Source organism: Coleofasciculus sp. D1-CHI-01, from assembly GCF_040218875.1.
In the GTDB taxonomy this organism is placed as follows: Bacteria; Cyanobacteriota; Cyanobacteriia; order Cyanobacteriales; family Coleofasciculaceae; genus Coleofasciculus.
Genome location: NZ_JAVJQP010000033.1, coordinates 1 through 12199, shown reverse-complemented (window position 1 = coordinate 12199; position 12199 = coordinate 1). Strand labels below are relative to the sequence as shown.

Here is a 12199-nt window from a genome sequence, read left to right as displayed (position 1 = left end):
TTGTCTCACAGATTTTTCCCCAAGAGTATTAAGAAAATCTTAAATATACATGGGTACGAATTGAGAGGAGTAATTGGCTCAAACGCTTACATAGTCGGGCTTTCGACTTCTATCACCAATCGGGATGGGGGGAACTTCAGTTCTAACGTCTCCACCCGCCACAGGTGGGTAACTTCGCCACGTTAGTCAATGCCAATCCCGAGTTAGACAAAATCAAAGCCGCAGGCGTTCCTGTTGCTTTCATCCGCGACCAAGATTTCACCAAAACCGCATTAGAACAACGCCTAGAACGCTCGACTTTCGACATCGTACACCTAGCCACTCACGGTCAATTTGGCGATAAACCAGAAGACACCTTTATTCTCGCCGCTGACGGGAAGATCCCCTTAGACCAATTTAGCCAACTATTTCGCCGCCAGCAGTCCACCACAACCCAAGGCATTGAACTCCTGCTACTCAGTGCCTGCCGCACCGCCACAGGCAGCAATCGAGCCGTACTCGGAATTGCCGGAGCCGCGATTCAGGCAGGAACACAGAGTGCGATCGCGTCTTTATGGAGTTTGGATGATCTCTCCAGTGTTACCTTCACCGAAGCCTTCTACCAACACTTAGGACAACCGGGAGTGTCTCGCGCCGAAGCCCTACGACGAGCACAGCAGGCGATGTTACAAGATGCCAACTACCAAGCGCCCCTCTTCTGGGCTGCCTATGTCTTAGTCGGAAGTTGGTTTTGAGCCTCAAGCTGACAATAGCTGAGAAGCTGTTACTGCTAGTTCGAGAAATCTCGGAGAGATAATCCGCTGATTTCCTGTAAAGACGGTTGTTTCATATCCTGTATCTGTCAATAACAGCACACAAACCTGAGATTTGCGTAAGTCTACAATCCAATATTCGGGGATTTTTATCGCCTTGTACTCCGCCAATTTCTGTTCATAATCGATTTTTTTAGATCCCGGACTAACGACTTCAACCACTAAAAGGGGTGGCGTTTTCAACACAGCCGCCGATCGCTTATCTGCTTTCAGTTCAGCCCACTGCGCTGCTGTCATGACACAGACATCTGGGGTGCGTGAACGATTTTTTCCGGTAACCGGGTGTTTTCCCGTGTACACCCCAGCTTTGTCCTTGGCTTTCCAGGGTTGACGATAGCGACGGATTTGTTCTCTGAAGACATCCAGGAGTAAATCAATCGTATCCCCATGATCGGCAGTTGGTAGTGGAACCATGACTAGCTTTCCATCCACCAATTCATAGATGTTATCTGTGCCATCATCGTAGGTGACATAATCTTCAAAGGTTAGGTTTTTGACAGGAGTCTGAGTCATGACTGGGTTGGGCTAGTATAGTTCTAATCTAATATAGAAGGATTAAGTTGAGTAACAGCCGCATCAGCAACGCCTTCTAGCTCAAAATAGTCCAACAAACTCATCCAAGGCTCTGCATGGACAGAGCGATGCCAAGCTAGCTGCGTCAGCGCGTCCTGAGAAATACCATGCTCTAAATACGCCCGATATTGCTCAGATTCAGCTAAAGTTTCTAACTGCCGAACCAACTCAGAACTCGCCTCTTCCCGTTTCACCCAACCACTAACCCATGGGTTTCGTGAGCGTTCCTGCTCATCGCACAGGACTTGGAAATACCACTTGTAGCGTTTGCCCACTTCTAAAGGCGGTTTAGTCTCCGGCAATTTCACGCTAACAATCCCCGGCGCATCCGGTAACGCCATCTTTTGGTCGAGGACAGGGCGTTGATTTTGATCAAATAGCACAAATCTAGCTTGAGTTACCGTCTCCGAACGTCCCCAAGGCAAGTAAAACCAAAACGTCGGATACTCAGCAACCGTCGTCTCCAGATTGTCCGCCGAAACTAGAGCCGTTAGCGGCTGGCTAGTCACAGAGAAACAGAATTCATCCCGAATCGCTGTACCCCGCGATCGCCCCGAAGCCCGCCCTTGTTTGCGCTCCCGGCGAAACAAATTCACAATCCGCTCTCCCACCGACTGCGCCTGGGCTGGGGGACTGTCGAAGGGTAGCACCGACAGGGAAAGCACCGTACTGAGGATCAAAATCAGGACAGGTTTGCGATCGCGTGATAACCAGTTCATCTCCATTAACTCCTAACTCTACATTGATGTCTAAGCTTGTCGCCGTCGATAGGTCAGATAACCCACACCGCCTCCAGTCACCACGATGGCGATCGCTGGAGGCACTAAGGGGACCCAACCACTCTGACTGACGAGGATGAGGTAGCATACACCATACAAACTGACCACTGTACCGACAGCACCAGCAGCCCCTCGCGTCAACGAGCGAGAACAGAACCAGATAACCAAACCCCCAATCGTAGACCAACCAAAAATCCACAAGGTTTCGCCCCAAAGCGGTAACCACCAAATTAAGGGACGCTCATCTAATACCGCACTGATAATTTGGCTTGCCATCTGAGCTTGCACCATCACTCCCGGCATATTACCGTAGGGAGTATTCCAAAGGTCAGCGCTTTTATCTGCCAGATCCGTGTAACCAATAATCACAATCCGGTCTTGAATATCTGCGGCAGATACCTTGCCATTGAGAACATCCTCTAGGCTAACCTAACTGATCATAGACTCTCAGTTCAGCCGACTCCATCCCCCCTAAAAATCGAGCCACAACCACCAGCACTGAAACGACGGCACTCATCAACACCACCGAACGCCGCTTAATTTTGCGACAAGGCAGTTCTCGGCTAGCTTTCAGGTAATCGAGTTGCAGCGCCGTGGGCTTCGGTTGCTTGTCGGCTGATTCCTGCAACCATTGCTCAGAGGCGACTAAATCTTTTCCCCGCAGTAAAAAGCTATCATCCCGCCCCTTTTGTGCCCACTCCATCGCCTTCACCAGCAACCGAGTGTGAGTGCGTGTATAGTCCGGATCACTATCTAGCGTCCGGATTAATTCGCCAAAATTGGGTAGAAATTCACCGCCGTGTCTACGGAAATCAATCCAGTGGGCGTTCTCTAAAGCCAAGGGAAGTTCGGCTGTGGCTGTTTCTTGATGCAAGATGGCAACCGTTCGTTTATTCAGCGTCTGGGCATAAGCTAACTCCTTAGCCACATCAGCATCGTTAACAAAAGGAAGAGAAATCACCGCGACAATTGTATTAGCTCGTTCAATACCCTTAACCCGTTCAATACCCTGATCAATGACTAGCTGCAAGGCAATGCTGTCACTTCCTGAAGCTCTATCCTGGGGCAAGTCCGCTTGGGTAGAAATGCTTTCCTGGTCAAACCACGTCGTTTTACCCTGCATCTGCAACGCATCATTGAGCTTACGAACGAAGTCTGAGTCAGCATCAGAATAGGAAATAAACACATCATGGGACAATTCGGGTGGCTGTCGCAGACTTTCAGTGATAAATTCTTCGTGCCAAGCTGTTGGTTGATGTTGAGTCCTCTTTTTCGCTACTTGCAACCAAGCTTTAGCATGACGCAGATTATAATCCCGCAGCAAAATACTGGAGTTTCGGTTCTGCTGCTGCCACTTGAGCGCCTTAGCCAAGAAAATCTTATGCTCGTAGTAGTAAACTGCCTCCTGATCCAGTATTTTGATCAGTTGGCTTTCATCAAGACGATAATCTTCTGAAAGAAGATTATCAGTCAGATCAATATAATGTAACGAGCGCAATTCTGGCGGGATTTGCTCCGGCTCAACAGGACTCACCAGCACAGGGATAATCCGTTTATTTAGGGCTAAAGCATAGTTCAATTCTTGCTGACAGTAAGTGGAGTTCAAGGAGTCAAGCGAGAGCAAATAGACTAAGTTATCCGCTTGGGCTACACCCTGCTTAATCGCTGCCTCAAAGGTTTCTCCTGTTTGAATATCAGCGGTATTCGTCCAAACCGTAAATCCTGCACGCCACAGACTGGTGCGAATCTGCCGCATCACTGCCTCATTTTCGTAGGCATAGGAGAGGAACACCCGAGTCATCAGGTTATAGGCATTTTTGATACTTTCGCTGATAAACTCACAGTGTAAATCAGTTGGAGTGCATGGGGGCTGCTCGTCTTTAAAGCGCACCTTAAGCCATGCTTCCGCTTGCTGTCGTTCCTCGCCAATGAGTAAGTATTGCGACAGTTTGTGTTGTCGTTCCCAAGTTAGTGCCTTATCCAAGAAGTACGTGTGCTGATGTACGTAATCCTTGTGCCGTGCAAACAGTTCTAATAGTCCGGAGAGCGCCTGATCAAAGTCGTCAATTCCCTCACGAAAATACACCCAATTAATTTTGCAAATTGTCGGATGCATATTGGGAAAGCTCGAATGCAGTCCCTTTGCTTGGTAAGCATCCCAGTCAGCATCTGTTCCTTGGGGATTCCGTTGTTGCCAGGTATCACGACTAATCTGTTCGACATGCAGCAACGGAATAATCCGCTTGTGGTACTTGATTGCCAGTTCGATTTCTTTACGGCAGTAGGGGGAGTTGATGGAATGGGGTGCAATGATGAACAGGAAGTTATCCGCCTTTTCAATCCCATCATCAATTTGGTTTTGAAAATCTACGCCCAGAGGAATATTTTCAAAGTCAAACCAAATTTTTAAGCCATACTCAGTCAGGTGCTTGTAGAGCTTAAGGGCAAAGGCTTTACTATCGGCTCGTCCATAGGAGATAAATCCGTTGTGGAAGCCAGGACGCTGTTCATACATCTAACTTGAGATAGATTTATTTATAATATCCACAACTATAACAAAAGGACTTGAATGCGACTTGAACAGCGATCGCGAATTAGGGCTTGCTGTTAAAACCTGAAACCCTATCGTTGGTTTTATGTAACGGAGACACTCGGATATCAAGACTTACCCAGGCTTTCCCGTTGAACCATTTGTAGGGGCACGACATGTCGTGCCCTTACCGTCTTTTAAGCGACGCTAATGGTTGCATGGAGGGATGGGTGTTCGTGTTCAACCACAAACACATTCGCATAAAGGTTCGCCACAATTTGTTTCCCTTCTAGCGTCAACTCTAAGTAGCGCAATGAGTCCTTAATGTAGGGATACACCCCACTCCAGTAAAACTTGGAATAGTTCTGGCGCAAGTCTCCTGGATGACTATAGCCTAAGGCTTTATTCACACCCGTTTCTTCAAACTCATAGTACAAAGCACTAATCTTTTTCAAGTAGCGCGGATCACTGAGTTGACCAATTAAATCGGCAGATCTCACCAAACCCGGACAGTTGCTTGTGTCTAGGTGGTCTTGATCAGTTGGCACCGGAAAACGAGTGAGTTCAATATTCCGCTTAATTTCTTCGGCGTCAATCAGTAAATTGCCACCAAACCGTTCTTCAATAAACAGCTTACCGCGATCAACGTGATAGGGGGTGAGGCTGGCATCTGTCGCCCCTGGTGGTAAACTCACCTTGTCCCCATCTACGCCTGTGGCATAGCGGTTTTCACTTAAGCGGTCTTGTCGGCAGACGCCTTTAACGTAACCAATATCATGGCAGAGTAAGGAGATAATCGCATGCATCCAGTCTTCACAGGAAATACCTCCTTCACGGATATGTTTACCGCGCAGAATTTCCTGTCCGACTAAGGTGACTAAAATGGTGTGTTCAACATTGTGGTAGAGAGCGTCACTATTGGCAATATTTTCTAATGCCATACCGCCCGCCCAGCCGATAATGTCACCGTAGTCAGACTTCCAGCCACCGTAAGTTCGGCTGTAGCCTTCGCGAATCCGATACACAAAGTTGTCGATCAGTATTTGGGTTGTGTCAAACATACAGGGTTACCTCAAGGGGATTCATTAGGACAATCGAAGTTTATGAGTTAGTAGTTGACTATAATGATAAATCTCTCTGAGAGTTGAGTAATCCTTTCCTTTGCCATTAATCCGTCTTGGCTCAAAAGCGGTGATTTTCACGCCTAGGGCAGATATAGCGAAAAATTCTCAAACTCGATACTTCTAATGTAATAAAAATAGCGAAAAAGGTTGTGATGACGTTTTTTCGCTCAACGTGATACTTTGAGGCAATCCGTGTGAGGCGGATCACCTGATTGCAATTAGCCAAACACCTCTGCTTCAATACCATGCCACCACTCACCCAGATTCATCAGATCCTGATGAATCTCAGCTAGCTCACGAGTATAGGCATCTGGTGTCATGGTTGCTTTACGCTCTTGGAGTTTCTGTAAACGCAATTGCACTAACAGCCAAGGCTTGGCAATGCCGTCTGTCGCTTCAATGTATTTGGCTAAGTCTTTACTGTTCATTTTATTCTGTATAGGCGCGATCGCACATCAAGAACCCAAACTGCCAAAAGCCCCGTCTGATATCCAGATCAGGCGGGGCTAGTCACTGTTACTGACGTGACATCTTCACTGGATTACCTTCAAGCGGCAGCCATTTGCTGATTCACAAAGTCCCAGTTAATCAGATTGTTGAGAAACGCTTCCACAAAATCAGGACGCTTGTTTTGATAATCCAGATAGTAGGCGTGTTCCCACACATCACAGGTTAACAACGGTGTCATCCCTAAAGCAATGGGGTTGACAGCATTGGCGGTGTTAACTACTTTGAGCGTGCCATTATCGACGACTAGCCACGCCCAGCCACTACCAAATTGGCTTGTAGCCGCATTCTTGAATTCTTCCTTGAACTTATCGTAGCCGCCTAAATCAGACTTGATTTTGTCAGCGACTGCACCACTGGGCGCACCGCCACCACCCGACTTCATCGAGTTCCAGAAGAAGGTGTGATTCCAAGCTTGGGCGGCATTATTGAAAAGCCCTGACTTGGACGAATCATTGTAGCTAGCCTTAATGACTTCCTCGATGGACTTGTCAGCCATACCAGCGGCTTGCGACATGTCGTTGAATTTAGTGACGTACTTCGCGTGGTGCTTGTCGTGATGAAACTCTAGTGTTTTAGCTGAGATGTAAGGCTCCAGTGCGTTGTAAGCATAAGGTAAATCAGGAAGTGCGTAGGCCATATTGTGTTCTATCCTCTCAAATACTGTGTTCTAGCGTGAAGTACCCTAACTTGCTTCGCTGAAGTTAGGGCTTCTAACTTAGCTAAACAAGGACGGTCTTATTCGTCTTTAGGATTTCCCGTTTCATCCGCCGATGCCACGTTGGGTACTTTCTAATTCCTAAGAACAGAAAGTCCAGAACTCAATCTGGTGATGGTCTTACTCCGCGTCCACAGGCAGCCGTCCGCCTTCCGCAGACAGTTATTTTTTTCTGTGCAACACAACTTGGCTTATCTTTTACCCCTGAGCGTAGTCGAAGGGAACCAGCGGTCATGTTCCTTCCAGAGCGGCGATGTTTGGAGCGACCAGTATCTTACTTCTACTTTGAAGTTAGCCTGTCTGATAGTCCATACGCCCGTGGTTAGCAACCAAATATATGATAGTATATTCGTGTTGCAGTTGTCAACACATAATGAAAACCCAAAACCTCCATGTAAGGTTATCTGAAAAACGAATGAAAAAACTCAAAGGTTATGCCCAAGAAAAAGAAAAAACTATCACTCAGCTTATTGAAGACTGGATAGATAGATTGCCAGTCAATAAATCTATTGATTGACTCCGTACCTCCGGAGAGTCCGCTGTCCATCCTCACCCTACTAACGTTGAGGGTCAGGACTTTCGCGACTACGTTAAAACGAACCGAGACTTTAGATGTCTTTCTTTGGTTAAGTATTACTATATCAAGGAATTCACGGCTGTTGTGATAACCATTCACAATAGGATTGTTTTTGTGATGGGTAGCCATCGCTTTAAGTCTATGGTTGATTCGGTAGTATCCACCCGTGGCGAATCTGGCTCGACGCGATCGCTCTCTCGTAGCCGGAGGGGGCATTAGGCTGAGTAGTCGTAGGGTGCGTTAGGCGCATATTTTTTAGTTAATTAACGTCTCCAAGAACACCACTGCGCCGCAGAACACCAACTTTTCCGGTGGTTTACTGGGGGCGCAAGCCTTGGGGCGCAAGCCTTGCGCCCCTACGGGATTTGTGATATTGTCATCCTGATCAATGGGATGCGATCGCGCTTTGTGTTGTCCTCTGTGTGTTAATCTGTGTGGTTCACCAACGTGCGATCGCGTTGGCTTGATTTGAATAAAAAGGACTGATGACGACTCCACCGTTCACTTTAAATCTTTTTGCCGATATAGAAAGCATAGCCGTAAAATTCTTTGTATTTGTAATATAATTCAGCTTCATGTATTTCGTTTTCTATGAACTCTTCGGCTGTTTTATTGCCTGCATATTTTTTCAAGAAGTTTTTCTGTGCAGAAACTTGCGGCGTATAAAAATTGTCAGTCCAACAGCTTTCGGGCAGGACAAAAGTGGCAATTGGAATATATCCGGCTTTTTGCATTTGTGCCACCTTGTTTGAAATAGTATCTATTTCCGGATAAGCATCGTTCCAAAATGCGTCGATTTCATCAGGTCGCTCTTCGGTAAACCACGATGCCTCTGAAACGCCAATAAAGCCTCCTGTCTTCAAAAACTTATGCCATTCGTTTATGCCTCGTTCAAACCCGATATTGTAGATTGCTCCTTCTGACCAGATTAAGTCTAATTCTTCATTCTGAAAAGGAAGATTCTCCATTGAACCAACAATACCCTTGACTCTATCCTGAAGATTCAGTTTATGTACGTTAAGATTGAATAGATCTATAAAGCCGGGAAATAAGTCGATTCCTGTAATATACCCTGACGTACAACTAGCCATTGCCATTGTCTGACTACCGGTGCCACAACCAATATCAGCAATTTGTGATTCATTCGTCAGATTATCAATAAAGCTCAAAGCTTTAATCGTTACTTCGGGACTCCCAGGTCCTTGTCGTTCTAGGCTTGAAAAATATTCGCAGATTAATTTAAAATCAAAGTCGTGAATCGATTTTTTTTCCTCGTTCATGATGTTTTCCTTGTTTAAATTCAAGCCGTTGCAGCAGCTTGCCCTTCCGGAAGAAATGCTAGAACAATTCGCTCTGGAGGAATACCTGCGGCAATTAAGTCTTGGCTGATTCCCCGTTTCATCCCGTCATATTCCACCCAAACCTTGCCTTCACTCAACGTCACATAAATCAAATTTCCCCTCACCCGTCGTCCTCTATCCCAACCTACCTGCATCAATGCATAGCGATTTTGCGTGTCTTGACACTCTCCGCCCTATAAGTGCGGAGATTCTTAGTTCCGTGACACACCTTACAATTATCTATCAAAAGCGGCAATATTTAAACCAAACACCCGTAGAATTATACCAAGCATTGAGCCTAATTTAGATAACTCCAGAGGGAACCTGCTCCCTAAGCGTTTAGAGATTACTCTCTATGTTTCGGTCTGCCCGACCGTACATTGTTTTTTGCAATGCAAGACTAAGAGAAAATAAAAAGTCGCCCTATAACGTTCATTTTCTAACCTATCACTCCTGAGCTACTTCTGCCTGTAAGCCAAATTGCTCACGCACTGCCTTTAATGATTTTCCTCTCTTTACCTTCGGACGAAGGCTTTGATCTGGCATATCAGAAGCCGAAATAACTTTCTTTTTTAAAGCCGCCTGTAGAAGATTTAATTCATCTTGAAGGTCTTCTAGTGACTCTCCGAAAGGCTCAATCGGCTTTTCTGAACAGGCAGCAATCGCGCCGCGATCATCATAATACACAGTGCGGATTGTGTAGCCATCATCCTCAAAGAACACCCGATAATCCCAGTGCATCATAGTTCTCCCTCCTCTCCTTGAAATATATACTTGTTCCTCTGCTTGGCAGCTATGCGCTCGATACTGACGATTCTAACTTTTTCCTCAACGTTATACAGAACGCGGTACACACCCAGCCTCAATTCCCATTCCGCTGTATCGTTTGGACGCAGGCGCTTCCGGTTGCGCGTCTCGGTAGCTGGCTCATAACCAAGGTTTGTCTCAATGCCATCAATAATTACATTCTGTTGGTGTTTCTTAAACCACTGCAAATCCTCAATAGCTTGGTCTGTTAACTCAATCTCAAACACGATGGCTATAGGGTAAAGTGTTCCAAGTAAATGTTCATGCTACCATTCATATTTACAACCAGGAAACCCAGAGCGATCGCTTATGTAAAGTATAACCAACTATAGTTGGTGAACAAGAGGTTCTCAGGTAAGGACAGCGTTTATCTGACTTGATGAATCTTTGGCGAACAGTACACGATGAAATGCGATCGCGCTTAACACCAACCCCTTCATCAACCTTCTACCCGGTGAATCGGAATTTGGATTTCACTGCGCTTGGCGGGTTCAGGAACATAAGGAGCATCGTAGAAGAAGCGGCGAGGTGCGCCAACGACAGTCCATTCTGGATGCTGTGCTAACCACTCTCGTAACCGTTGGATATTTTTTTGATAGCTAGAGTAATCGTAACTCCCTTTTAACCCAAGACTGACAACTGTCATGGGTTGTATATCTTCGACTTGAATGTTTTGGCTAATTTCGTCAGGATAGATATCCGTGCTGCGGTAGAGGAATGAAACCAGCGCTTCCCCTTGTTCATAAGGTGTACCCATTTGATTGGCTTCCAGGGTGCTAACTGGATAACGGGTTTCTACTGGAGCCGTCATCGAGATATTGTTAGAACTGATATGGCGATAGAGAGGGTCAAAGGCTCTATTGGCTGCCATTGAGAGTTCTCCTGAATAGCGAACTGTGGCAGAGCGGTAGGCTGGATAGTGTTTGACCTCAATTTTTCCATCTGGTGTTGGCGGCGGAAATCCTTCTGGCAAGGGAGCCGTAGCCGCATCGTAGGCAAAGAAGGCGATCGCAACGACGGCTAGGATTCCTAGGGGTAACAATAAGTGCTTTAGCTTCACACAGAACCTCAGAAACTCTTTCTATTCTAGATTAGGCAGTTCTTCAGGGGAGCAGATATATCTTCCTGGCAAAGTGCGATCGCGCGATCGCAATCCCCTCTCCAAGCAAGACTGACTCGAAGCTCACTCAAATTTTGGTGGATGTTCCCCTAGCTTGACCCACATCCGACGCACGCGAATCAACTGGGGACGATTCATCTTGAGGGTAGTGATCGTTGCTCGACCAACAGGTGTCAACCCGATTAACTCTGTCGCATCCTTACTCCAGGTAAAATGCTTCTCCCACACTTGGCGATGGGGATGAAACAGAGGAACCGTCTGCTGGGTAGTGGGGTCTAATCCGGTTTGAAGAGTGGCTTTGTAGCGATTACAGGTAGGACAAGAAAGGCACAGATTCTCAAAAATTGTATCTCCACCAACTGAGCGAGGGATAATGTGTTCAAATTCAAAAATTACAACCGTCAGTGCTTCAGCCGTGCGGCAATAGGCACAGCAATGTCTAAAATGGGTGCGAACTTGTCGCTGTAACTCAACAGGAATATATGCGCTCACGCCACTGTCGCCAAGGTTTCTAGGCGGTGCAGGGTATACCTGGCGCGGGTTTTGAGGATTGTCAGTTGATCGACTTGTGCGAGCAGATGGTCTAGATTGGCAATTTCGTCAGCAGAGAGTTGGGATTCTGTATTCCGAACTAGCAAATCGTCCAATTGATGTTGTGCAGCGGGAGCTAGCCTACTATCGGCTAAAGCTTGTAGTTCATCTAGGCTCAAGCCGATTAAACATTCCTCATCCACAGCTAGTGGGTTCGCCAGTCGATTATAGGCTTCCAAATCTAATAAGACACCAACTCGCTCCCCCTGTTCATTGGTAACATAGCGCACTTGCTCAGACATGTTTTTTGTGTAAGGTCTTTGGATTCATCGTAGCTTATGGGAGTTTGGCGATCGCAATCCCCTACTGCTGCGGCTGTGAAAGAGTGGACTTCGAGCAGAACAGCGCGTTTAGATGCTTGCTATGATACTACCTGTGATACTATTGCTGGATGGGCAAATTAGAGAAATTAGTAGAGTAATTCCTGAATAAACCGCCAGAAGTGCGGTTTGAGGACGTGCGCTACCTTCTGGAAGCTTTCGGCTTTGAAGAGAAAAGGTCGAAGGGTAGCCACCATAGTTTTCGAGATTCACAAGGTAGAAAAATTACTGTACCCAAAAAAGGCGGACAGAAAGTTAAAGGGGTGAGTAACTGTAACCAAAACCCTTGACACATCTACCCATTGTTGCCCATTTATTGGTAAGGTTCTATCCGGAGAGAGTTGACTGAGGTGATATAAAATAAGACGAACATTGAGAGGTCGAATCAATGGCTACTATCA

16 protein-coding genes and 1 pseudogene are annotated in these 12199 nt (G+C 46.4%); 2 read left to right on the top strand and 15 right to left on the bottom strand.

Going from position 1 to position 12199, the window contains the following annotated elements; genetic code table 11:
• The first annotated feature begins 164 nt into the window (after nucleotides 1-164).
• Nucleotides 165-734 carry a CHAT domain-containing protein gene (locus RIB93_RS06985; RefSeq protein ID WP_446371589.1) on the top strand — a complete coding sequence of 190 codons (570 nt, stop codon included), beginning with the start codon at nucleotides 165-167 and terminating at the stop codon, nucleotides 732-734.
• A gap of 3 nt (nucleotides 735-737) precedes the next feature.
• Here RIB93_RS06985 and RIB93_RS06980 read toward each other — a convergent pair whose 3' ends face one another.
• The 15 genes and pseudogenes from RIB93_RS06980 to RIB93_RS06910 all read right to left on the bottom strand — a co-directional run bounded on the left by RIB93_RS06980 (nucleotide 738) and on the right by RIB93_RS06910 (nucleotide 11720).
• Nucleotides 738-1325: a Uma2 family endonuclease gene (locus RIB93_RS06980; RefSeq protein WP_446371587.1), complete on the bottom strand. Its 588-nt coding sequence runs from the start codon at nucleotides 1323-1325 to the stop codon at nucleotides 738-740.
• Between the two features lie 23 nt (nucleotides 1326-1348).
• On the bottom strand, nucleotides 1349-2104 hold the full coding sequence (locus RIB93_RS06975; protein WP_446371585.1) for a DUF928 domain-containing protein: 756 nt from the start codon (nucleotides 2102-2104) through the stop codon (nucleotides 1349-1351).
• Nucleotides 2105-2134: 30 nt separating this feature from the next.
• Entirely contained in the window at nucleotides 2135-2533 is a 399-nt protein-coding gene (locus RIB93_RS06970; protein WP_446371583.1) for a CHASE2 domain-containing protein, read from the bottom strand.
• Nucleotides 2534-2588: 55 nt separating this feature from the next.
• A complete protein-coding gene (locus RIB93_RS06965) occupies nucleotides 2589-4679 on the bottom strand; it encodes a toll/interleukin-1 receptor domain-containing protein (protein ID WP_446371581.1) in 2091 nt (696 codons plus the stop codon).
• 212 nt (nucleotides 4680-4891) lie between these two features.
• Nucleotides 4892-5755, bottom strand: a complete 864-nt coding sequence (locus tag RIB93_RS06960) for an Npun_R2479 family HD domain-containing metalloprotein (protein ID WP_446371579.1) — start codon at nucleotides 5753-5755, stop codon at nucleotides 4892-4894.
• 281 nt (nucleotides 5756-6036) lie between these two features.
• Nucleotides 6037-6246: a hypothetical protein gene (locus RIB93_RS06955; protein ID WP_446371577.1), complete on the bottom strand. Its 210-nt coding sequence runs from the start codon at nucleotides 6244-6246 to the stop codon at nucleotides 6037-6039.
• A gap of 119 nt (nucleotides 6247-6365) precedes the next feature.
• Nucleotides 6366-6965, bottom strand: a complete 600-nt coding sequence (locus RIB93_RS06950) for a superoxide dismutase (RefSeq protein WP_446371574.1) — start codon at nucleotides 6963-6965, stop codon at nucleotides 6366-6368.
• A 910-nt stretch (nucleotides 6966-7875) separates the two neighbouring features.
• Nucleotides 7876-8118, bottom strand: a complete 243-nt coding sequence (locus RIB93_RS06945) for a hypothetical protein (RefSeq protein WP_446371572.1) — start codon at nucleotides 8116-8118, stop codon at nucleotides 7876-7878.
• An 8-nt stretch (nucleotides 8119-8126) separates the two neighbouring features.
• On the bottom strand, nucleotides 8127-8900 hold the full coding sequence (locus RIB93_RS06940) for a class I SAM-dependent methyltransferase (protein WP_446371570.1): 774 nt from the start codon (nucleotides 8898-8900) through the stop codon (nucleotides 8127-8129).
• 20 nt (nucleotides 8901-8920) lie between these two features.
• Nucleotides 8921-9139 (bottom strand): annotated as a pseudogene (locus tag RIB93_RS06935) (element excision factor XisI family protein); the annotation flags it as partial.
• A gap of 268 nt (nucleotides 9140-9407) precedes the next feature.
• Nucleotides 9408-9704 carry a hypothetical protein gene (locus RIB93_RS06930; RefSeq protein ID WP_446371568.1) on the bottom strand — a complete coding sequence of 99 codons (297 nt, stop codon included), beginning with the start codon at nucleotides 9702-9704 and terminating at the stop codon, nucleotides 9408-9410.
• Complete coding sequence (locus RIB93_RS06925) at nucleotides 9701-9994, bottom strand: type II toxin-antitoxin system RelE family toxin (protein WP_446371566.1); 294 nt, start codon at nucleotides 9992-9994, stop codon at nucleotides 9701-9703. The genes RIB93_RS06930 and RIB93_RS06925 overlap by 4 nt, the downstream gene beginning before the upstream one ends.
• 212 nt (nucleotides 9995-10206) lie before the next feature.
• Nucleotides 10207-10827: a heme-binding protein gene (locus tag RIB93_RS06920; protein ID WP_446371564.1), complete on the bottom strand. Its 621-nt coding sequence runs from the start codon at nucleotides 10825-10827 to the stop codon at nucleotides 10207-10209.
• Nucleotides 10828-10950: 123 nt separating this feature from the next.
• On the bottom strand, nucleotides 10951-11379 hold the full coding sequence (locus RIB93_RS06915) for an HNH endonuclease (RefSeq protein WP_006106499.1): 429 nt from the start codon (nucleotides 11377-11379) through the stop codon (nucleotides 10951-10953).
• Nucleotides 11376-11720 (bottom strand): hypothetical protein, encoded by a 345-nt coding sequence (locus tag RIB93_RS06910; protein ID WP_446371562.1) that lies wholly within the window; start codon nucleotides 11718-11720, stop codon nucleotides 11376-11378. The genes RIB93_RS06915 and RIB93_RS06910 overlap by 4 nt, the downstream gene beginning before the upstream one ends.
• Nucleotides 11721-11902: 182 nt before the next feature.
• On the opposite strand from RIB93_RS06910, the gene RIB93_RS06905 reads away from it, so the two are divergent.
• Nucleotides 11903-12088: a type II toxin-antitoxin system HicA family toxin gene (locus tag RIB93_RS06905; protein WP_446371591.1), complete on the top strand. Its 186-nt coding sequence runs from the start codon at nucleotides 11903-11905 to the stop codon at nucleotides 12086-12088.
• The last annotated feature ends 111 nt before the right edge of the window (nucleotides 12089-12199 follow it).

What these genes read in the sequence shown, in the direction of transcription:
- RIB93_RS06960 (WP_446371579.1), bottom strand. Translation starts at nt 5,755, where the DNA reads ATGTTTGACACAACCCAAATACTGATCGACAACTTTGTGTATCGGATT.
- RIB93_RS06980 (WP_446371587.1), bottom strand. Translation starts at nt 1,325, where the DNA reads ATGACTCAGACTCCTGTCAAAAACCTAACCTTTGAAGATTATGTCACC.
- RIB93_RS06940 (WP_446371570.1), bottom strand. Translation starts at nt 8,900, where the DNA reads ATGAACGAGGAAAAAAAATCGATTCACGACTTTGATTTTAAATTAATC.
- RIB93_RS06975 (WP_446371585.1), bottom strand. Translation starts at nt 2,104, where the DNA reads ATGAACTGGTTATCACGCGATCGCAAACCTGTCCTGATTTTGATCCTC.
- RIB93_RS06910 (WP_446371562.1), bottom strand. Translation starts at nt 11,720, where the DNA reads ATGTCTGAGCAAGTGCGCTATGTTACCAATGAACAGGGGGAGCGAGTT.
- RIB93_RS06965 (WP_446371581.1), bottom strand. Translation starts at nt 4,679, where the DNA reads ATGTATGAACAGCGTCCTGGCTTCCACAACGGATTTATCTCCTATGGA.
- RIB93_RS06955 (WP_446371577.1), bottom strand. Translation starts at nt 6,246, where the DNA reads ATGAACAGTAAAGACTTAGCCAAATACATTGAAGCGACAGACGGCATT.
- RIB93_RS06930 (WP_446371568.1), bottom strand. Translation starts at nt 9,704, where the DNA reads ATGATGCACTGGGATTATCGGGTGTTCTTTGAGGATGATGGCTACACA.
- RIB93_RS06950 (WP_446371574.1), bottom strand. Translation starts at nt 6,965, where the DNA reads ATGGCCTACGCACTTCCTGATTTACCTTATGCTTACAACGCACTGGAG.